The sequence below is a fragment of the Acidobacterium sp. FHG110202_01 genome, assembly GCF_059115305.1.
Window position 1 is genome coordinate 55,844 of sequence record NZ_JBZYWJ010000012.1, and the last position, 20,908, is coordinate 76,751.

The window sequence follows — 20,908 nt, forward strand, 5'->3', positions numbered from 1 at the left end:
CCTGGAAGATAACCTCGCAGGTTGCGATCTGAGTGCTCGTTGCCCCCCAAAAACGGGACTGGGATGGAGATAAAGAATTAGACAGAGTGATAGGGCTTGCTATAGTGCGTGGCCCATTCCACGAGATCCGAGTTCAGAAAGCGCCATGTGCCATGATCAGGATCGATTTCGAGAAGCATGTAGGCGTTAGGATCGTAGCGAGTTGCGGCCATGATGTAGTGCTGCGGACCATAAGTATGTGCAAAGTCGATCCACTTGTGCAGGTGACCGCTGACGACAAGCTGAATCGTGTCCTGGTAACGCCGCAGAAGAGGATACAGTCCGTAGTCGCGGAATTCCGTGGGCTGGACAGTGATGAGTGGATAGTGCACGAAGACGAAGGTGGGCTTGTGCTGCCGGAGTTGGTCTTCGAACCAGTGCAGGTGTTCTTCGCCGAATGATCCGATGTTGGGATTGAAGTCCGCGGAGGAGTGGTCCTGCGTGCTGCCAAGAAAATTGTTCAGATGAATGAACTTGTAGCCTTTGTAGTCGAGGACCGAATAGGGGTCGGTGTGGAACTTGGCTTTGAAGAGACGATGACTCGTCTCGCGCGGCACTCGCTTCACATCATAGTCGTGATTGCCGAAGCCTAGGTGAACAGGCATGTGGAAGGCATCAGTGATGGTTTTGGCATTGTCGAGCCGCGTGGTGTTCTGGAAGTAGAAGTCATAGTCAGTCGAAGGGTAGTTGTGGAAGTAATCGCCGATGAGGAAGACCTGCTCAATAGCGGGCGAGAGGGAGTTGATGAAGTCGCGTGCGGAGATGAGGCGCGGCGTGGTGACGAGGATGCTTTCGTTGTCCTCGACACCGTTCTCGCTGCCTTTGACGTAGAAGTTATCGATGATGTGGGTATCGGCGATGAGCGCAATGTAGAAGCGGCGTCCGCCCGCATGCGATGCAACCTCACGCGCCCAGAGCGAGCGCGTGAGGTTAGCAATTGCAGCAGCAGCGGTGAGCGATCCGAACTGGCGTCGCGTTATAAGAGTCATAAGTAGAACTTTCCCCTAGAAGCTGAGCTTACCGGCTACCTGTAACTGGCGTGGCGGCAGGTTACTGGTGATGGAGCCAAAGTTACTGTTGCTGGCATTGGAGTTTGGAGCCGAGTAGTTGACGTGGTTGAAGATGTTGAAGGCTTCGCCGCGAAGATCAAAGGACGAGCGCTCGTTCCACAGGCGGAAGCTTTTGTGCAGGCCGAGATCAAGCTGGTTGAAGGTTGGGGAACGCAGCGAGTTGCGGCTTGCGTTTCCGTAGGCTTCATCCGCACTGGTCGGAACCGTAACAGCAGCAGAGCTGAGATAGCCATTCAGAGCCGTGGCTGTTTTGGTCCATTTGCTGGACGGATTGACCGGATTGCCCGAAACATTGGGGCGCTGATTCAGCAAAGGGCTGAGCTGGTACGCAGCTGAAGGGCTGTAGATCAGGTTGACCGGCTGGCCGCTTGTATCCGTATTGATGGCGGTAAGCTGCCAGCCTCCGATTACGGCATCGAGACCGCGAGACATGTGGCTGCCGAACTGGCGCCCGATGCCGAACGGGAGATCCCATACGACGCTCAGAGTCTCATTGATTGGCTGGTTGTAAGCGGATTGGCCGCGTTCGCCATTGAGATTTGCGAGGTTCACACGAGAGTTGTCGTTGTTGGGCGTGTCGAGGTGGCCCGATGCATTGTCAATGGCTCGAGACCACGTAAAGGAATTCAACACGTAAAGGCCGCCTGAGAAGCGATGTTCGAGCTTCGTCTGCAGAGCGTTATAGCTGAGGAAGCCTGCCGGGATCGATTCTTCGATGGTGGTGAAGCTCGCAATCGGACGACGAGCCTGGACGCTGAGCGTGCCTCCGGCTGCATTGGCTCTTGCCTGGTTGTAGTCGGCAAGCACCCAGATGTGTACGCCGTGTTCGCCCAAGTAGGAGACTGTGAACACGGTGTCCTTCGCGATCTCGCGCTGTACGTCAAGATGCCATGACTGTACATATCCGGTAGGAATGTCCTTGGGAATGTATCTGCTTTGTGCCAGCAAAGTACTGAAATTGCTGGCGTCGACAAAGTTGCTTGGGTAGCCTTGCGCCACGGTGCGGAAGCAGTTGTTGTAGGCATCGCCCGTGCATTGCTGCTGCGTTGTGCCGGTAAAGGCAAAAGGAGCAACCTGGTTGACTGTGGAGTTGATGATGTAGGGTCCGTTGTAGGCCAGCAGGTTTTCGCCGCCCTCACGATTGTACTGATCGAAGCTGAGGCCATAGGCAGCGCGGATGACCGTTTTTGGATCGACCTGATAAGCGATGCCAAAACGAGGCGCAAAGTCGAGTTTCGGAGTGTGGACCAGGGCGCGATTGTAGAGCGAGCCGCCGGAAGCCTGAACGAGTTGATTTGTATCCGGATCGAAGTTGGCCAGATGGTTTCCATCCACATACTGCGGCGTGACGAGCTCATAACGCAGGCCCATGTTGACAGTCAGATTCGGAAACAACTTCCAGTCATCCTGGATGTAGAAATAATCCATAAGCTGGTGATAGTTGACGATGCGGTAGTTGTTGAGCTGGTAGCTGTCACGCGCGCCGGTCAGGAAGTCGGTCAGGTAAGCAGCCTGCGCCGCACCGGCATCACTGGTTCCACCACCGTTTTGGCTGAAGCCCTGGTTGAAGGTCTCACCGCCATACACCGGGTTGAAGTCATCAATCTCGGTATTGATCGACAGGAATTCCCAGCCGTATTTCATGCTGTGACGTCCCTTGAGCCATGAATAGTTGACCTTGGGGTTGATCACGAACGGATTCTGGAACTGTGGGTTCGAGGTCTGTGCGCCCCATGCGTTGAAACCTTTTACGCTCTCGGAGCTGAGACGACGGATAACGGACTTGTCAGTTGGAAGGCCAGGGATGCCCGCTTCCGTATTCAGACTCTCTTGGCCGGCCAGATACGGTGTTTTGCCGCCTTGCGTCCACGTAAACCCGATGCGGGCGTCGAGCGTCTGTGTGGGGGTAAAGGCATGGGTGACGCCAGCTGCAATCTGTTTGTTATAAGCGTGAATGGTGCCATTGCCGCCGTCACCTGCGTCGCCGGGAATAGAAGTGGCGTCAACGATGTTGCCCTGATGTTCGCTGTAACGACCGAAGATTGTCGTCTTGTCACTCATGATGTAGTCAAGACGCCCATCGCCCTTGTCATCCGTCAGGGTTGCACGCGGAAACGAAGCATAGTTATTGGAGAAGCCAGGAACGTTGGGAGAAGGAAGAGCGCCAATCACCAGTTTGGCCAGAGGAGTCCAATCGGAGGTGGGCACAACACCATTCGCATATACCGTGCCGGTAACAGGGTTACGCAGCGGAACAGGTGTGCCGGAGGTTGTTTGGAAGATGCCCTGGCGCTGCAAGGCATTAGGAATGGTTGCCGTGGTGTAGGTAGCCTGCACCTGGCGGTTGCCTTCGTAATCGGCAAAAAAGAAAAGTTTGTCCTTCAGAATAGGTCCGCCAATAGCTCCACCAAACTGGTTCCGGATCAGCATGGACTTCTGCGCCTGGCCTGTGACCGCATTTGTCGGCGCCGCGAAGGGGCCGATGGCATTAAAAATCGTGTTGCGGTGGTATTCCCATACCTTGCCGTGAAGCTCATTGGTTCCGCTATTGATGGACACATTGATGACAGCGCCCGAAGCGCGGCCATACTCGGCGCTATAGTTGTTTGTCTCCGAGCGGAACTGGTTAATGGCGTCAGGCGAAGGAGGAATCGCCTGGTTGGAAAAGCCCTGGTTGGAAGTGCCATAGGCGTTGTTGTCCAGACCGTCGAGCAGAAAGTTATTGAACTCGGAGCGCTGGCCGTTGACGTTGAACGAGGCATCACGGCTGGTGACGGACTGGTTTTCAAGGGTATTGCGGCGTACGCCCGGAACCAGAGCCATCAGGTCGCCGTAGGCGCGTCCGTTGAGCGGCAGGTCCTGTACCTGTGTCTGGGAGATTGTAGTGCCGTTGCTGCTGGTCTCTGTTTCAAGCTGCGTGGCTGCGCCGGAGACGGTCACTGTCTCAGAGACACTGCCCGCTTTGAGGGCCACGTCCACACGCTGGCGGGTGTTGACGTCGACGGCGAACGGATCAGTAACAGAGTCGTTAAAGCCGTTGGCCGTAGCCGATATCTTGTACCGGCCTACGTGCACATCGGGAAACTGGAAATGGCCCTGGTCATCTGTTTGCGTTGAAACGGCAGCGCCAGTTGCGATGTTGGTCAGTGTGACTGTGCTGCCAAGAACCGGGGCTCCGCTGGTGTCGCGGACGAAACCAAGAACCGCCGAAGTTTCAAATTGTGCGAAACTGAGCGCTCCTTGAAACCATAGAACGACAGCTATGGCCAGAATGAATAAGGACTTGCCTCTCATAATTTCTCACTCCAAAAAGTTATTTTTGCTGTTGGTCGGAAATATTTCCCTATGATCGAACCGGCGTTAGCTTGCCCAAATGCCTTTAAGCAAACTGCCATTGTCAAAAGAAAACGCAAATCGCTGTTCGGGATTTTCATCCCCAAATGTGAACCCGCGATTCGGTTTGCATTTCTGGTCTCCTGAATCTGCGCAAAAGGGGAGTCGGCAATATTCTCAGAAATGCGTCTTGCAGGTGTTTCATACTCTTTGTATAACCTCTCGGCTGGCCAAACACCCGTATCAATGGGATACAAAGGGAGTCGCGCTGCCTCTTTTCTGTTGCAATGACAAAAAAATAAAAATATTTGTAACAATCGGAATGGCAGATGATAATCCCACACGGCTTCTTCCCGTGTGCATTCATCTGTTCTTCACATAGCCTCGTTAAACTTAATTTCACAAACTGGTGCACACGTTGCGACGCTCACAGGCCGCTCCTTTGGAGCGTGAATTGTTGTTCTGGGTTCGTTATGTTCACCAACCCGTTGGCTCCCTGTGTTCTCTCGGGTTCCATTACCTTATGTCCGCTCAGGTCTGAAAATACAGGACATGAGAAAGTGAGTCGGCATGAGGCTGGTGGTACTTGTACTGATTGCGGTCTTTTCTCTGCTTCCCCTGCAGGCACAGCATCGCAAAGTTGTCATGATTTCCATCGACGGGCTTCGGGGCGTCGAACTGGCATCTGTCCCAACCCTGAACTGGGATCTTCCCAACCTGACTGAGATCGTGACTCGGGGTGCTGTTTCAGAGGGAATGATCGGCGTCTTGCCTACGGTAACGGCTCCTAGTACTGCTTCGATTGTTACGGGCGTGTCTCCTGCTGTTCATGGAATTCCTACCAATTTTCTCTTCGATCCCGAGCACAAGATGACCACCGATGACAGTGGAAATGAGTATGCGGAGCTCATCCACGTGCCGACTTTATGGACTCTCGCTCATGCAGCTGGCCTGCGAACTGGCAGTGCGTATTGGCCGACCACGATTGGAGCTCCAATCGACGCGGATTTTCCCAACCACGCACCCATGAAGAATGACCGTGACCGGATGATCTACCGGGCCATCAGCACCCCAGGACTCGTAGCCGAATATGAAAAAAAATATGGTGACCTGCCTGTTGGAGCCAGAGCCTTCGACGACCACGTCGTCACCCAGATGGCCCTCTTCCTGCTGCAGTCGCGAAAGCCCGATTTCCTGCTCGTCTACTTTCAGGACTTTGACCATGCCGAGCATAGATATGGTCCGGATAGTCCCGAAGCAATCCAGGCTCTGAAAAGTATCGACACCGATATCGGGATATTGCGGAAAGCCATCGCAGCGGCCGGATTCGAAAAGCAGACAGATATAGTGATTGTGAGCGATCACGGATTTTTGCCGCTGAGTCAGTCATTCCACCCTAACGCGGTACTGGCGAGCCTGAAGCTGTTGGGCCCAAAGGGGCACCCGGAGCAGTGGCGGGTCACTTCCTTCGGTGGTGGAGGGTCCTTCGGCCTGGTGGTCCACGATCCTAATGACCATGCGGCAATGGATCTTGCCACCAAAACTTTTCAAAAGCTCAAACAGCAAGGCTCCTACGGAATCGACCAGATCTTTGATCGCCAACAGCTGAAAACCGCAAAGGGATATGCCACTTCGTTTCTGGCAATCGGCATGAAATCGGGATTCTCAGCTGATGGCGGCAACGATAGCCCCTGGATAACGCCTGCGCAGGGAAAAGGTGCGCACGGCTATCCACCCGGTCCGAAAAATATGGATGCGGCGTTTGCCGTAATTGGACCCGGAATCCCACATTTGCGTCTACCCAGAGCTCATATTGTCGACGTGGCCCCGACCGTCGCTGCACTTCTCGGACTACGGATGACAAACGTTGAAGGAACCAACATATTATCCGTAGACAGCAAGAATGCCATGAAATAGCCCGTCCCGATTCACGCATTGAATCACGAGTAGTCGATTCAATTGCTCGATATACCAGGAAAAGCATGGCGAGGCAGGATGCCTAATGGGCGACCCTATTTCCAGTAGAACGTCGCCATGATAGCAATAGGGGTCTGAAAATAAGCGTAACGGTATTTTTATACGATCAATTGTCTTATTGATAACAATAAAGCTGTATAGACTGGTCTACAACTTTTCTATTGCATAGGCTCATGCCGGTCATGCAAAGTCATTGGCGATCGAAATAGCAAATACTTCTCGTTGAAAAACTGATAACAGAGCCTTCGAGAACCTGCTCTGTGACTCCTTAGAACGTTGATTGCGCCGATAGGTATCTTCGGTTGCTTCTTTCTTTTGACATTTTCCCTTCTGCTTTAGCAGTGGTTTTTTCGCATGCATATGTGGCAAAGACGATTGCCCTCTGCAAGCCTGCGCGTTTTCTGTGCTCCTCATCTGTGGAATCGCTTGACCTATAGGACAACTCTTGCTTGCACAGAGTTAATTTCGACGTGCTGTATCCGCGACTGCAATCACAAAGGAGAATTGTATGTTTCAGCTCAATCTCAGGATGTTCAGCAAGTTCTTCTATCAATTTCTCTGCGTGGCAGGACTTTTGCTTGTCACCTCACTTCCAGGCAGATCTTTCGCGCAAACAGCTTGTTATACCGCCTGGAGCGCCAGTCAGGTTTATACAGGCGGACAGACTGCCAGTTACAACGGTGAGAATTACACCGCAGACTACTGGACGCAGAACCAGAATCCATCGACAAATAGCGGCCCGGTGGGAAGTGGTGAACCATGGATTCCGGACGGAAGCTGCAACTCTTCTTCCAATCCACCACCGCCACCTCCGCCGCCTCCTGGTTCAACAGCAAATCTTTTTGCTCCCTACGTAGATATGAGCCTTACGGCGGATGAAAATCTGGTAAGCATACAGCAACAAGCCGGATTCAACGCAGTAACGCTGGCTTTTCTTGACAGCACAGGTGGCTGCTCAGCGGGTTGGGGAGGGCTCGGAGGTACATTGCCAACGGATAATCTCCCTAATGGGACCTCTATTCAAAGCATTGTGCAAAGTTTGCAAAGCTCCGGCGTTCAGGTCATCATCTCTTTTGGCGGAGCAAATGGTTCCGAACCCGCGCTCAATTGCACAGACGCGTCGCAACTGCAGGCAATCTATCAATCCGTGATTGATCGCTATAACGTCACGATGCTTGACTTCGATATTGAAGGTGGAGCTGTGTCTAATCAAGCTTCCATCACGCTTCGCGATCAGGCACTTGTTGGCTTGAAGGCCGCAAATCCCAATCTCGTCATTTCCTACACATTGCCGGTATTGCCAACGGGTCTCATTGCTTCGGGTGTGAATATCCTGAACAGCGCAAAGGCTGATGGTCTTGCACTGGATGTAGTCAATGTCATGGCCATGGACTATGGATCATCGTCAGACAACGGAGGACAGATGGGGCTGGATGCGACGGACGCGGCAGCTGCAACTGAGTCTCAGATTCAGGCAGCCGGTCTCTCCGCAAAGGTGGGTGTCACGCCAATGGTTGGCGTGAATGATACGAATACTGAGATTTTCCAGCTTAGTGATGCACAAACATTGTTAAATTTCGCCAATGCAAATAGCTACATCGGACGACTCTCTATGTGGTCTCTTGCCCGCGATAACGGCAATTGTGCAGGACAAGGATATGCGTCTCCTACTTGCAGTGGAATTTCGCAGTCGCAATATCAGTTCTCGCAGATCTTTGAGCCTTTCTGAGCCTGGGATCAAAATGTGGAGCTACGACCACTGGCCGGAGCTCCACAAGCGAGTCGAACCAATCATGTCTGCTGTAGTACCAGCAGCCACAACACTTCGCATAGCTGACGGCCCCCGTCAAAAAGATGGGAAGAGATGTTTCTCTGGGTGCTGAGTACAAAATCTGTGCCAGAACTTTGAAGCCGAAATGGAATTATTTACCTCCCTGCCGCAACGGAGAGGAATCCCTTTAGGACATCGATTGCACGGTGGAATCTGCCTTAAACCAGGAATAAATTCGGCGATTTGCACCAGGTAAGACGATGGCATCCTCTTCGATACCTCTGAAGCATGCTTGCGGAAACTTGACATTTAGATTCATTAGGTGTGAGATGTTGGTGTTGTTGCGGTGAAGGAGTTCACCCTTAACCGCTGCCCATCAAAAACATTTCCATAAATGGGCAGATGATGACTCCTAACAGGGAATCCTGTTGCGGAGTCATGTCCTCGACGCGATCCCTCATCAAATTGGAGTTTTGAGTCCATGACGAATACATGGGTTCTTTCCGCTTTATGGGTAGGCCTCGCGCTCGTTGCGACACTGCTCGCTATCTGGTTTCGCGTTTCGACCGCGTTGTCGGAAATCGTTGTCGGCACTGTTGCGCAACTGATCATCGGCGCTGTCTTTGGCCGCGGCGGGTTGCTCGGCAATACTGAATGGATCTCCTTTCTGGCCGGAACTGGGGCCATTGTGCTCACGTTCCTGGCTGGAGCAGAACTCGATCCAACTATTTTCCGCAGCAAGTGGCGAGAAGCCCTGATTATCGGGCTGACTGGCTTCTTCGGGCCATTTCTCGGTTGCACCCTCATCGCGCATTTTTTGTTGCATTGGTCGCTGATGGCGAGCTGGCTCTGCGGAGTCGCGCTCTCGACAACTTCAGTCGCCGTCGTCTATGCCGTGATGCTGGAACTTGGCTTTAATACAACTGAGTATGGCAAGGCGATTCTGGCCGCATGTTTTGTCAATGACCTCGGAACTGTCATCGCGTTGGGACTCATCTTTTCCCCATTCACGCTCAAGACTCTGGCCTTTGTCATTATCAGTGTTATTGTCTTCGCAATCCTGCCTTTTCTGACGCCGTGGTTTTTCCGCAAGTACGGCGGACGCGTTTCAGAACTTGAAGCCAAATATCTGCTGTTTCTGCTTTTCGCGCTTGGTGGGCTGGCGCTATGGGCAGGAAGCGAAGCCGTGCTTCCCGCTTATCTGATAGGAATGGTGCTGGCAGGCACTGTGGGCAAGGACCACGCATTGATTCGCAGGTTGAGAACGCTCACCTTCGGATTCCTTACACCGTTCTACTTCATCCGTGCAGGTTCGTTTGTCTCTGTGCCTGCATTGCTTGCCGGCCCGGTCGTTTTGCTCGTTCTTTTCTTCGCCAAGATGTTGACCAAGGTGGCGGCTGTATTGCCTGCTGTCCGAGGACATCGATACGAAGGTTCCGCCGGGATCTACTACACGCTGATGATGTCGACCGGGCTGACTTTCGGAACAATTTCCGCCCTGTTTGGACTGAATCACAAGATCATCACGCAGGCCCAGTATTCTTATGTCGTCGGCACAGTCATTGGGAGCGCGGTGATTCCAACTTTGATTGCCAATATGTTCTTCCTGCCAAGGCATCTTCTTCCCAAGAAACATGAAGAGAGCAAGTCGAAGCAAGCATTGCAGCAGCCAGTGGAGTCCGAGCTATGACAGATGCAAAGCAAGTATTCAAAACTATTCTGGTCGCCTATGACGGTTCTCCTCAGGCGCAACGGGCCACAGACACCGCATTTTCCCTGGCGCAAGCAATGCAATCGAAAGTGCTCATCTTTGCCGTGATCCGTCCGCCTGAGCCGGCAGCCCGCGCCGAATTGAATGCAATTCTTGAGGCTGCCCGCGAGCATTATGAGCAGAGCTTTGCTCATTTGCGAGAACGGGCAAGAAATGCAGGCGTAGAACTTGAGACAGAAATTGAGGTTGGGCATCCTGCGGAGCACATCGTGCACCGGGCTGAGCAGATGGAAGCGACTTTAATCGTGATGGGAAGACGCGGCATCTCCGCGTTTCAACGCTGGATGCTCGGATCGATTTCCGAGCGAGTACTTCGTTATGCGCACTGCCCCGTCATGGTTGTGCATTGAAGTAAGGGATAACTACGACTTCAGGAGAGTCTGAACATGGCAGAAATTCAAAAGCTCGAAGCATTGGAGATCCTCGATTCCCGCGGGAACCCAACCCTGGCCGTGACAGTTACGCTGAATAGCGGTATTCAGGCAACAGCCAAGATTCCATCAGGAGCATCGACAGGCAAGCATGAGGCTGTCGAATTGCGCGACGGCGACAAAACCCGGTATGGCGGCAAGGGCGTACTGAAGGCGTGTTCCCATGTCGAGAATGAGATACAAAAGGGCGTGCGCGGCATGGACCCGAGCGAGCAGGAAGTCTTCGATCGTAAGCTGTGCTTGCTTGATGGCACACCGAACAAATCACGCTTTGGCGCGAACGCAATTCTAGGGGTTTCGCTGGCTGCTGCGCGCGCAGCAGCTCTTGATCGCGGTATTCCGCTGTATGCGCATCTGGCTGCGAATTCAGATTTCCTTTTGCCGACGCCGATGTTGAACGTTTTGAATGGCGGACGCCATGCTGACAATAACGTGGATTTTCAGGAGTTCATGATCTCTCCAATCGGCGCCCCGTCCTTCTCTGAAGGTCTGCGATCTGCGGTAGAAACATTCCACTCTCTCAAAGCCATTCTGCAATTGAAGGGTTATAGCACAGCGGTAGGTGATGAAGGTGGTTTTGCTCCTGAGCTGCAATCGAATGAAGAAGCAATTGAACTCATTCTCGAAGCTATCCACAAGGCAGGTTATAAGTCCGGTGAAGATATTGCGGTGATGCTTGATCCTGCTGCCAGTGAATTCTTTGAAGACGGTGTGTATGTCTTCCGCAAGTCAGACCAGAGCCGCCGGTCGCCGGCAGAGTTGGTTGCGTTGTGGAGGGACTGGCTCAAGCGCTATCCGGAAATATGGTCACTGGAGGACGGCATCGGCGAGGAAGACCGCACGGGATGGCAACAGATAACGAAGGACCTGGGTGATGAAATTCAGTTGGTCGGTGACGATAATTTTGTGACGAATCCCGATCTCTTCCGCCAGGGAATCAAGGACGGGATTGCCAATGCAATTCTCATCAAGCTGAACCAGATTGGCACCGTTTCTGAAACGCTCGAATGCATCGCCATTGCGAAGGAACACGGCTACGGCGCAGTAATCTCGCACCGCTCTGGTGAGACAGACGATACGAGCATTGCCGATTTAGCTGTAGCGACCGGAGTTGGCCAGATCAAGACAGGATCGGCGAGCCGGGGGGAGCGTATCGCAAAATACAATCGGTTATTGGAAATTGAAAAAGAACTCGGGGCGAAAGCGCGGTATGCAGGCAGCAGCAGTTATGCGCGGTGGAGGCATCAGGAAGCAATGAAGTAACAAGGTTCATCAGGTGTTGGAGTTCACCTTAAACCGCTCAACTGAGCAAATGACTCCTCGAAGAAATTCATCTTGGAGGAGTCATGCCCGGGCAAAACCTGAATAGTGATATGACACGATTTTCCGGAGAACTGAACGAATACCAGAAAAGCCGCCTGCGGATTACGTGTCATTACATCGACAAGCTGCTTGCCGACATCGACGACATTCTGCACGCAGCCACATCGCAAAGCCCATTTCCACGATATATCGTTGATGTCAACCCCGCGCAGATTCGCGTCGTAGAAGACTATATTCGGAGGTTTCGCTCTGAGCTGGTGCATGCCATTGCCTGGCAACACCTGAAACCGGACCCTCCTGACATTCCTGCAACGCGCGCAGTGTTGTCCAGTCTAGCTTTCATTGATATCTCACTGGAAGAACTGAAACCGAGTTATATGCGCGGCTACGGACCGGTTCCTGAAGACGCAGTCACCGAATTGAATGGCGTGATTCATGAACTGCGATCCCTGGTTACGGGCATGGAACGTTATCTCAAGCAGGAACTGACTGCCGATCTTGAAAAGCGGCTCAAACGGCTCGAAGCAACCGGTTTCGATGTTGACCTGCTGCGGTTGCTCGAACAGATTGCCACACGCAACGGCCTGGTGGAATTTCGGCCCAGGATTGATTCGCTGGCCTCCCGCCTTGAGGAAGACAATTTTGAAGTCGCTCTTTTTGGTCGGGTCAGTTGTGGCAAATCTTCGCTGCTGAATGCTTTGCTTGGAACTGACGTGTTGCCAGTGGGCATTAACCCGATCACTGCCGTTCCTACTAAACTTCGGTACGGCCCAACACTCAGGGCAGCGGTAGCCTTCGGAGATGGCCGAAGCAAGGCGGTGTCGATCGATGAACTGTCCAGTCTCGTCACAGAGCAGGGCAATCCAGGCAACCTTAAGAATATTGTACGCGCTCTGGTAGAAGTCCCATCCCAACGACTTAAAGAAGGCATCTTGTTGGTGGATACGCCGGGACTTGGCTCCCTCGCGAAGCGCGGCGCTCAGGAAACACTCGCTTACCTCCCTTCCTGCGATCTCGCGCTTCTGCTGATTGATGCCGGCGCAACTCTGAATGAAGAAGACGTCGGCACGCTGCGACTGCTGTACGAAGCCGGAATCCCAGCGCTCATTCTTTTGAGCAAGGCGGATTTACTTGCCGAAGGCGACCTTCATCACGCAATTTCCTATATTCAGGAGCACATTCAGCGCCACCTGAATCTTCATGTGACTGTCCATGCGGTGAGTGCGTTGAAGGAATATTCCATTTTGCTCGACCAGTTCTTCGAGCGTGAATTGCTTCCGCGCTTTGAACAGGCGCGGGCGCTGCGGGAGGCTTCGGTTGCCAGAAAGATCGGCTCACTGCGAGAGGCAGTTCTTGCCGCTATGGAGAGCAGCCCGCACCGCGAAGAACATGCGAAGACAGAGATACACAAAGACAAGGATGGTGCTGAACTCGAGTCTTTGCTCCATGTGGTGACTGGAGAAGTGGCAGAGCAGCGGACGAAACTCGATCATGCCTTCCGGCGGTTTGGCGAAATGCCTGATGCTGTGCTTGACGCAGTGGCACAACAGGCAAGCGCGTGGGTGCGCACCGCTTCTGAAGACCGGATTTCCTCCCTGCAGCTTTCAGAATGGATGCATGATTTTGTCGCCCGTTCTATCCAGGCGCCGATCGACGATTTGCGCAGCGTGGGCAAGCGTGCTGTCAGCTCTCTTGAAAAAGTAGCCAGGAATATGGGTCGCAGGGATACTCCATCTCAGGAAGACTTTGAATTGCTTGTGCGCGACCTGCCGCGATTCGAGATGGCAGTCCTTCCCACTCCCATGAATGTTGGGCCGTGGAAATTCTGGGGAGAGGGAGTGCTACGGTCACGCATCCGTTCCAGTCTGCGAAACAGCATAGGCGTCTATCTCAAAGAGGAACTGCATTTATACGGAATGGCCCTGTCCCGTTGGAGTGAGCAGGTTGTCCGTAAACTGGAGGCATTGGTGAATTCCTATGCGGATGCTTATCGGGTTCAATTGCACCGCACGAGTGGAGCCCCAACAAAAGTGATCAATCTTGAACAACTGGAATCTGACTTGGAGCTGTTGCAGCGATGGGAAGCTGAGACGGCAGAAAGAACCTGAAGGAGAGCAGCGATTGCAAAAGTACCTTTTTATCGCACTGGGCGGTTCACTTGGATCCATTGCCCGTTTCTGGGTAGGCTCGGCGATTGCCAGCCGATTGGGCACTAAATTTCCTTATGGAACGTTCGTGATAAACATCAGCGCTTGTATCATTATCGGCTTCTCTCTGACCTTCCTCAGCAGGCGCGCGGAACTGAATCCTGCATGGAGGTTTCTTGTACCCGTGGGATTTGTAGGAGCTTATAGCACTTTTTCTACCTTCGAGTGGGAGACGTTCTCGAATTTGCAGAGCGGAGCATTTTTCATTGCGGCCTCTTATGTCGTGCTGAGTTTTATCTTTGGGCTGATTGGGGTTTGGTGCGGCGTTCTACTGGCGAGGGCTGTGTCATGAGAACCAACAAGATTCAGAACTATGAGTCCATCCTGCAGGTGTTGGGAGAAAGCGGCTGCCCATTTTGTCATTTCATGAAAAATTTTCAATCCGCGCTGCTCCAGGACCCGGATGAAAAAGATATCCATCACCTGTGCAATTTTCATGCGTGGGGCATGGCCGCGAAGCAAAGAGCGACTTCTGCCGCCTCGCTCTTTCTGAATCTTATTGCCCAGGAGACCGAAATGCCTGTTTCGACTCCATGCGACATTTGTATGCTTTTGGAAATCGAAGAAGATCGTCGCATCCGTGAGTTCGTTAGCTGTCTGAATCACAAACTTGTCGTGCAATGGCTGCGGTCGCAGGCAATCCTCTGCCTGGCTCACGGAACAAAGCTGAAACAAATCGTGTCTCCTGTTATGGCTTCCACCATTGGTGGTGTCATGGAGAGATATCGGAGCCAGCTTATGGAAGACTTAGCACGCCTCCGCAAAGAATATCAGCAGGATAGCGCAGAGTGGGGACTATTGGGGCATGTCGCAGAGTTCCTGGTATCGCAGCGCGGGTTGCGCCCATAGAAAAGGAGCGTGAAGAAGAACTATGTTGTCTCCAGGTAAAGCAGTAAAGGTTTCTATTTATTTAAGTGAGGGTTCGACTCACCACGGAGTCTCGACCTACTCAAGCATCCTCGATTTCTTATTCTTCCGCGGCGTCGCAGGTGCAACAGTTCTGAAGGGCGTTGCCGGATTTGGTGCTGACCACCACATCCACTCCACGAGTTCAGTTGAGATATCCGATCATCTGCCTCTGAAGGTTGAATTCATCGAAACGCGAGAGAAAGTGAACGAGTTGCTGGGCAAGTTAGAAGAGATGGCAGGTTCGGGAATGATCGAAGTTCAGGAGACTACGATCGCAAAGCCAGCGAGGATTTCAAAGCCAAAGAAGACCATCGCTCCGGAGCATGTCAAGATTGAGGGCAAAGCCAGGATGATGCGAATCTTTATCGGCGAGAGCGACCGCTGGAATGACCAGCCGTTACACGAGGCTCTTGTCCGCGCCCTGCGCGCCAATGACCTTGCGGGGGCCACCGTCTACCGGAGCATTCTCGGATACGGAGCACATCGCAGAGTTCACAAGGAGAAAGCGCTGCATCTCTCGCACGACTCCTCCATCATGATTTCGGTCATAGATACAGAAGAGAAGATCAAGGACATTTTGCCAATCGTGGACAAGATGGTGCAGGAAGGATTAGTGGTCCTATCCGACGTTGACATCATCAAATACGCCTATCGTGCACTGGAGGTTCAGTCATGAAAAAGCATTTTCAAGCACGCATGCTGCGTATTCATTTCACAGAGGCCGATAAATGGCAGGGCGAGCCGCTTTACAAAGCCATCGTTGCCAAGTGTATGGAACTCGGACTGGCAGGCGCTACCGTTTACCGCGGCGTGGAGGGATTCGGCGCAAGTGCCCGCATCTATCACGCGCGCAGTTTGTCTGTTTCCAAGAATGCCCCCGTAATGGTCAGCGTGATCGATACCGAAGAGCAGATCCAAAAACTCATTCCTCATCTTGATCAAATGATCGGTGGAGGTCTGGTTGCAAGCTCTAAGGTAGAAGCAATTCGTTACACCAAAGCTGAGTGATTGAATGGCTGCCATAGGCCAAATTGCCGAATCTCATTCCATCGAGGAATCACTGCGGATACTGCTCGCGACGGAAGGATTTACTAGTAGCAGTAAGGACCTGTTTGACAAACTGACAGCGCTTGAAAAGAAATTGGCGACCGGGCAGCTTCACCTGGCTGTCTTAGGCCAGATGAAGCGTGGCAAAAGTTCCTTTATCAATGCGCTTTTAGGAGCGGAAGCCCTGCCGACAGGAGTTCTCCCGGCGACCGCGATCATCACAGAAATCAGATATGGTCCTGCGCCCGAGGCAGTTATTGTGTATGCGACAGGCGGTCTCCGCAAAAATGTTCCTCTGAGTTCGTTGCCGGATTACATTACGGAAGCCGGCAATCCTGGAAACAAAAAGCAGGTCGGTTCGGTTGAGATCGCTTATCCTTCACCGTTCCTCGAAAGCGGCATTGTCCTGATTGACACTCCCGGAATTGGATCTACGCACACCCATAACACACAAACTACTGAAGGCTATCTGGAGCAGATCGACGCTGGCATCGTCGTGCTCTCTGTGGACCCGCCCATCACGGAAGTGGAGTCGCAATTCGTGCGGCGAATCAGAAACGACATTCCAAAGCTGTTCTTCGTCTTGAATAAAACTGACGTTGTATCCGCGGACGAAGTCAGCACAATTAAAACCTTTCTTGAGAATGAGCTGGAGCGGCTCGAAATAGCATCGCCGGAAATATTTGCCTTGTCAGCCCGGCAGGCCTTACGGGATAAACTCGATTCCCACATCAATAGCATTACTGCTGTCAGGATGGAAAGCTTCGAGCGACGCCTGCAGACTTTTCTTGTGAAAGAAAAGCGCCAGGTATTAGTGCAGTCTGTCGCTCTTGATACATTGCAGATCGCGCATACGCTCAAGTTCGCCGCATCGCTTGGAACGCGAGCCAGAGAACTGAATGCGGCGGAATTGGAAGGCAAGCGGGTCGCTCTTGATTGTCTGTTGGAAAAAACTGCAGAAGAATTACAGGAGCTGCGCATCCTGCTCCATCAACGTTCCGCAGACATAATTTCGCGCGTCGAACAGGATCTGAAGATAAGAGTAGAAAGCTCCGTATCTGAAGTTCAGCAACACCTGGAAAATTTTGAATCGAAACATCCGAAAGAGACCGGGCGACCTCTCGGCAGGCTTCTCGAAGATTTTCTTATGCAGGAAGTGGAAGGAGTATTTCGAAAATGGCGTGTCCAGGAAGATGACGGAATTCAGGCACAACTGACTGAGTTGTCGTCACGCTTTGCGACGCAAGCCAACGTTATTCTGAAACGACTGGAAGAATCCGCCGGATCGCTCTTCGAGATACCAGTGGAGCATCTTTCATTCTCATGCCCTTTGCGCGTGGAAAGCCGCCTGCATTATCGGGTAGAACCTGTGTTTTATTCACTGGATTCGTTCCTGCTCATACTGCCTCGCTTTCTGCTGCGCCCGATTGTGTTACGCCGAATGCGCGACAATGTGCGGATTCTTCTGGACATGAACGCCGGGCGCATACGTTATGACTACGTCGAGCGCCTGGAGGCAAGTATGAAACGATTTGAGAAAGAACTGTACGATGGCATCCAGATAGTGACAGATACGATCGAGTCTGCCTTACATAAGCCGCAAACTTCAGCATCGCAACAGGCAGGCACAGTTGATTATCTGGACGCGGTCATACGGCAGTGTTCTCAGTTGCTGCACGATTGACGGGCGGCTGCCGGCTAGCTCTAGTTGCTGAGAGCGGGTGTTGGAGTCCACCCTGAACCGCCTCTCTGTCTGAGGGGAAGATGACTGCTACGAGATCAGAACTCGGAGGAGCCACGTGTCCGTTCAGTCTGCAAATTACTCCGTCTCTGCCACACAGAGACAGCAAGTTCCGAATGCGTCACAACCCAATACGTTTACTCCTTTCAACAGCATCCTGTTTGACGACCCCGAAGACAGCGTGGATATCGACCAGCAGACGATGCCGGAATATTTCACCGATCTGAATCTTGACCAGGTCATCACATCCATTACTGCCGGTCGCGATGAGTATAACCTGCAGCCATTCTTCTTCAGGCCACTCCGGCACGTTAGCTCGATCTACTTCCGCCACGATATCCTGCATGACCTTGAGAACCCTGTCCTGCTCGGTCCTGTTCAGTCGTTCGCAGAAGAGATGCGGCAAATGCGAAGCCATCTCGTCCAGGCAGACAAACTCTACTACAAACGCCAAAAACAGAGCTGGTTCCTCGACGCGGTAGAGATTTATTGTAAGGCCGTCAAAAGCCTTTTTAGCCACTTGACATCGATAGAGCTTCGCTCTCAAGGCTTCGTTGCATTGCGTGAATTCCTGATGGCTTACACAGACGCTGAAGACTTCCACACTCTTGTCGTCGAAACTGAGAAGGTCCGAGTTGATCTTCACACGATCCGGTATTCGCTTCATATTCAAGGAAAGCGCATCACGGTCATGAAATACGATCTGCTGCCTGATTACAGCGCGGATGTACTGCAGACATTTGAGAGATTCCGGCAAGGCACACCGAAGGAATACCGCTTTGGATTTTCCTCTGACCCGAACATGAACCATGTGGAGGCTGCCGTGTTAGACCTGGTTGCGCGGTTATATCCCGAAATCTTTCAATCTCTGGATGAGTATTGCGAGCATCACATCACCTTTCTGAACAGCACCATTGCGAGATTCGACCGCGAAGTGCAGTTCTATATTGCCTGCCTTGAATACATACGGCGTTTCAAACACGCTGGCTTGTCCTTCTGCTATCCAGCTGTGCATAGCCATTCCAAAGAAATTCTTGGTCGTGATATTTACGACCTCGCTCTAGCCGACAAACTCATCCGTGAAAACATCTCACTCATAACGAATGATTTTTACCTGAAAGATCCCGAACGCATCTTCGTAGTATCTGGCCCAAACCAGGGAGGCAAAACGACCTTCGCGCGCACTTTTGGACAGCTCCACTATCTGGCAAGCATTGGCTGGCCAGTTCCTGGCAAGGAGGCCGGCCTTTTCCTCTTCGACAAGCTATTCACCCATTTCGAAAGAGAGGAAAACATCAAAAACCTGAGCGGCAAGCTCGAAGACGATCTGCTCAGGATTCATCACATCCTCAAGCAGGCAACTGCAAACAGCATCCTCATCATGAATGAGAGCTTCCTGTCCACAACACTGCATGACGCTCTTTTTCTTAGCAAAGAAATTATGCAGCGCATAAATGATCTGGATGCGCTTTGTGCCTCCGTGACCTTCCTTGATGAGTTGGCATCATTCAGCAACAAGACAGTAAGCATGGTCAGCACGGTGGATCTCGAAAACCCGACAAAGCGGACATTCAAGATCATCAGGAGGCCTGCTGATGGCCTTGCTTACGCAGTGGCGATCGCACAGAAGTACAGGCTCACGCAAGAAGCAATCACAGAGCGTATCGATCAAAGAGTTGCGGACACATGACATCATGAAAACTTTCCTCATGTTTCAAGACCAGGACTTCAGTGTGCAGAGCTTGCCTGAGCTTGCTGCCAACCTGACTCAGGACCTGGCCCTGAACACGCTCTTCCACACGATGGCTTCCGGAGATGGGTTTTTGCTGGAGGTAGCAAAACAGGCTGTGCTTACAAGCCTTCACGATCCGGAAACAATACTCTATCGGCAAAACATTCTCAAGGACTGCCTGAAGCAGTCTTCTATCGTGAGGGAAATCTATGGAGTCGCCGTCGAAGCCATAGAACGCGAGCGGAAAGTCTGGGGATGGATGCTGGATAAATATCCAGAGAGCACGCTGCAGCGTGCCGTGGAGGTACTGGAGATATTCTTCGAACTGCTCAAAAAGCTGCGCCGGATTGCTGATTCGCGGGAAGAGAAATTTCAGTCAGAAGGTTTCCGGCGGTTCTTTGCGATGCTTAGCGAAGAACTTAATGATGACTACCTCAAAATTATCGCTGATCATCTTCGCCGTCTTCGGCTCCGCGATGGCATCCTGATGAGCGTCGCGCTTGACAAAGGGAATAAGGGCACTCATTACATACTGCATAAAGTGCCGAAAATAAAACAGACCTGGATGGAGCGAATCCAGAACTGGCTTGAGCAGGTGCTAAGAAAGGACGGGGGAGTTTATGTCTATGAAGTCGCTGATCGTGATGAGGCCGGTTTTCGTGCATTGTCAGAATTGCGAGGCCGGGGAATCAGCCAGGCAGCAACGGCTCTTGGTCAATCGACCGATCATATTCTGAATTTCTTTCGCATGCTGCGACTGGAATTGGGTTTCTATATCGCATGTTTGAACCTGCATGAGCATCTCGAACGAAAAGGTGCGCATGCATGCTTTCCAGAGCCATTGCCTATATATCAGTCCCAGCTCGCGTGTGCCGGACTTTATGATGTGTGTCTCAGCTTAAGCACGGAAACTAAAGTTGTCGGGAACAATATTGCTGCGGATGGCAAGTATCTGGTGATGATTACCGGCGCGAACCGTGGCGGTAAATCTACTTTCCTGCGAAGCATAGGCTTGGCTCAGTTAATGATGCAATGCGGCATGTTTGTTACAGCAGAGTCATACCGAGCCAGCATCAGCAACGGCATTTTCACTCACTTCAAGCGGGAAGAAGATGCCACGATGAAGAGCGGCAAACTCGACGAAGAACTGAGCAGAGCGAGCGCAATTGTGGACGCAATTTCTCCGCACAGCCTTATTCTGTTCAACGAATCATTTGCTTCCACGAATGAGCGAGAGGGATCAGAAATCGCTCGACAGATTATTGGCGCATTGCTCGCAATGAAAATCAGAATGTTCTATGTCACCCATTTGTTTGATCTGGCGCAAAGCATCTATCAAACGAAGACTGCTACAGTGCTTTTCCTTCGCGCAGAGAGGCTGAGTGAGGGCCGACGGACATTCCGTCTTATCGAAGGCGAACCGCTGGCTACAAGCTTTGGCCAGGACTTGTATCAGCGCATCTTCGATATGGATCGGCCAGCCATTCAAACGAGCTGAAGCATCTATGCTGCGCTTCCATTTGTTTCGTGGCGACCATCTCGCTGACGGCGGTTGAT

General features: G+C 52.2%; 16 protein-coding genes and 2 riboswitches. Of the genes, 13 read left to right on the forward strand and 3 right to left on the reverse strand.

The features are described 5' to 3' along the window. Nucleotides 1-77: 77 nt before the first annotated feature. Genes AC5S16_RS21685 through AC5S16_RS21695 form a run of 3 tightly spaced genes read right to left on the reverse strand, consistent with a single transcriptional unit; the run spans nucleotide 78 to nucleotide 4,786 of the window. The gene (locus AC5S16_RS21685; protein ID WP_493932208.1) at nucleotides 78-1,028 is read right to left on the reverse strand and encodes a metallophosphoesterase family protein; all 951 of its coding nucleotides are present in this window, start codon (nucleotides 1,026-1,028) and stop codon (nucleotides 78-80) included. 15 nt (nucleotides 1,029-1,043) lie between these two features. Then, nucleotides 1,044-4,403 carry a TonB-dependent receptor gene (locus AC5S16_RS21690; RefSeq protein ID WP_493932209.1) on the reverse strand — a complete coding sequence of 1,120 codons (3,360 nt, stop codon included), beginning with the start codon at nucleotides 4,401-4,403 and terminating at the stop codon, nucleotides 1,044-1,046. Beyond that, nucleotides 4,400-4,786, reverse strand: coding sequence for a hypothetical protein (locus AC5S16_RS21695; protein WP_493932210.1), 387 nt, complete (start codon nucleotides 4,784-4,786; stop codon nucleotides 4,400-4,402). The genes AC5S16_RS21690 and AC5S16_RS21695 overlap by 4 nt, the downstream gene beginning before the upstream one ends. Before the next feature lie 226 nt (nucleotides 4,787-5,012). On the opposite strand from AC5S16_RS21695, the gene AC5S16_RS21700 reads away from it, so the two are divergent. From AC5S16_RS21700 to AC5S16_RS21760, 13 genes are all read left to right on the forward strand, one after another. Then, nucleotides 5,013-6,359 (forward strand): alkaline phosphatase family protein, encoded by a 1,347-nt coding sequence (locus tag AC5S16_RS21700; protein ID WP_493932211.1) that lies wholly within the window; start codon nucleotides 5,013-5,015, stop codon nucleotides 6,357-6,359. A 568-nt stretch (nucleotides 6,360-6,927) separates the two neighbouring features. Then, nucleotides 6,928-8,148 (forward strand): glycosyl hydrolase family 18 protein, encoded by a 1,221-nt coding sequence (locus AC5S16_RS21705; RefSeq protein WP_493932212.1) that lies wholly within the window; start codon nucleotides 6,928-6,930, stop codon nucleotides 8,146-8,148. A gap of 378 nt (nucleotides 8,149-8,526) precedes the next feature. Then, nucleotides 8,527-8,612, forward strand: a riboswitch (Fluoride riboswitch). A gap of 59 nt (nucleotides 8,613-8,671) precedes the next feature. Next, on the forward strand, nucleotides 8,672-9,880 hold the full coding sequence (locus tag AC5S16_RS21710) for a cation:proton antiporter (protein WP_493932213.1): 1,209 nt from the start codon (nucleotides 8,672-8,674) through the stop codon (nucleotides 9,878-9,880). Then, complete coding sequence (locus tag AC5S16_RS21715; RefSeq protein WP_493932214.1) at nucleotides 9,877-10,311, forward strand: universal stress protein; 435 nt, start codon at nucleotides 9,877-9,879, stop codon at nucleotides 10,309-10,311. The genes AC5S16_RS21710 and AC5S16_RS21715 overlap by 4 nt, the downstream gene beginning before the upstream one ends. Nucleotides 10,312-10,347: 36 nt before the next feature. Then, on the forward strand, nucleotides 10,348-11,655 hold the full coding sequence (gene eno / locus AC5S16_RS21720; protein WP_493932215.1) for a phosphopyruvate hydratase: 1,308 nt from the start codon (nucleotides 10,348-10,350) through the stop codon (nucleotides 11,653-11,655). 3 nt (nucleotides 11,656-11,658) lie between these two features. Further along, a riboswitch (Fluoride riboswitch) is annotated at nucleotides 11,659-11,721 on the forward strand. A 17-nt stretch (nucleotides 11,722-11,738) separates the two neighbouring features. Next, nucleotides 11,739-13,823 carry a dynamin family protein gene (locus AC5S16_RS21725; protein WP_493932216.1) on the forward strand — a complete coding sequence of 695 codons (2,085 nt, stop codon included), beginning with the start codon at nucleotides 11,739-11,741 and terminating at the stop codon, nucleotides 13,821-13,823. 13 nt (nucleotides 13,824-13,836) lie between these two features. Beyond that, nucleotides 13,837-14,214, forward strand: coding sequence for a fluoride efflux transporter CrcB (gene crcB / locus AC5S16_RS21730; RefSeq protein WP_493932217.1), 378 nt, complete (start codon nucleotides 13,837-13,839; stop codon nucleotides 14,212-14,214). Continuing rightward, complete coding sequence (locus AC5S16_RS21735) at nucleotides 14,211-14,771, forward strand: hypothetical protein (RefSeq protein ID WP_493932218.1); 561 nt, start codon at nucleotides 14,211-14,213, stop codon at nucleotides 14,769-14,771. Before crcB ends, AC5S16_RS21735 begins: the two co-directional genes overlap by 4 nt. Before the next feature lie 22 nt (nucleotides 14,772-14,793). Continuing rightward, complete coding sequence (locus AC5S16_RS21740; protein WP_493932219.1) at nucleotides 14,794-15,507, forward strand: DUF190 domain-containing protein; 714 nt, start codon at nucleotides 14,794-14,796, stop codon at nucleotides 15,505-15,507. Next, nucleotides 15,504-15,839, forward strand: a complete 336-nt coding sequence (locus AC5S16_RS21745) for a DUF190 domain-containing protein (RefSeq protein ID WP_493932220.1) — start codon at nucleotides 15,504-15,506, stop codon at nucleotides 15,837-15,839. Before AC5S16_RS21740 ends, AC5S16_RS21745 begins: the two co-directional genes overlap by 4 nt. Nucleotides 15,840-15,843: 4 nt before the next feature. Continuing rightward, entirely contained in the window at nucleotides 15,844-17,562 is a 1,719-nt protein-coding gene (locus AC5S16_RS21750) for a dynamin family protein (RefSeq protein WP_493932221.1), read from the forward strand. A 115-nt stretch (nucleotides 17,563-17,677) separates the two neighbouring features. Beyond that, nucleotides 17,678-19,309: a MutS-related protein gene (locus tag AC5S16_RS21755; RefSeq protein WP_493932222.1), complete on the forward strand. Its 1,632-nt coding sequence runs from the start codon at nucleotides 17,678-17,680 to the stop codon at nucleotides 19,307-19,309. Between the two features lie 133 nt (nucleotides 19,310-19,442). Next, nucleotides 19,443-20,849 carry a MutS-related protein gene (locus tag AC5S16_RS21760; protein WP_493932223.1) on the forward strand — a complete coding sequence of 469 codons (1,407 nt, stop codon included), beginning with the start codon at nucleotides 19,443-19,445 and terminating at the stop codon, nucleotides 20,847-20,849. Nucleotides 20,850-20,908 lie beyond the last annotated feature (59 nt).

What these genes read in the sequence shown, in the direction of transcription:
- AC5S16_RS21685 (WP_493932208.1), bottom strand. Translation starts at nt 1,028, where the DNA reads ATGACTCTTATAACGCGACGCCAGTTCGGATCGCTCACCGCTGCTGCT.
- AC5S16_RS21690 (WP_493932209.1), bottom strand. Translation starts at nt 4,403, where the DNA reads ATGAGAGGCAAGTCCTTATTCATTCTGGCCATAGCTGTCGTTCTATGG.
- AC5S16_RS21700 (WP_493932211.1), top strand. Translation starts at nt 5,013, where the DNA reads ATGAGGCTGGTGGTACTTGTACTGATTGCGGTCTTTTCTCTGCTTCCC.
- AC5S16_RS21705 (WP_493932212.1), top strand. Translation starts at nt 6,928, where the DNA reads ATGTTTCAGCTCAATCTCAGGATGTTCAGCAAGTTCTTCTATCAATTT.
- AC5S16_RS21710 (WP_493932213.1), top strand. Translation starts at nt 8,672, where the DNA reads ATGACGAATACATGGGTTCTTTCCGCTTTATGGGTAGGCCTCGCGCTC.
- AC5S16_RS21715 (WP_493932214.1), top strand. Translation starts at nt 9,877, where the DNA reads ATGACAGATGCAAAGCAAGTATTCAAAACTATTCTGGTCGCCTATGAC.
- eno (WP_493932215.1), top strand. Translation starts at nt 10,348, where the DNA reads ATGGCAGAAATTCAAAAGCTCGAAGCATTGGAGATCCTCGATTCCCGC.
- AC5S16_RS21725 (WP_493932216.1), top strand. Translation starts at nt 11,739, where the DNA reads ATGCCCGGGCAAAACCTGAATAGTGATATGACACGATTTTCCGGAGAA.
- AC5S16_RS21735 (WP_493932218.1), top strand. Translation starts at nt 14,211, where the DNA reads ATGAGAACCAACAAGATTCAGAACTATGAGTCCATCCTGCAGGTGTTG.
- AC5S16_RS21740 (WP_493932219.1), top strand. Translation starts at nt 14,794, where the DNA reads ATGTTGTCTCCAGGTAAAGCAGTAAAGGTTTCTATTTATTTAAGTGAG.
- AC5S16_RS21745 (WP_493932220.1), top strand. Translation starts at nt 15,504, where the DNA reads ATGAAAAAGCATTTTCAAGCACGCATGCTGCGTATTCATTTCACAGAG.
- AC5S16_RS21750 (WP_493932221.1), top strand. Translation starts at nt 15,844, where the DNA reads ATGGCTGCCATAGGCCAAATTGCCGAATCTCATTCCATCGAGGAATCA.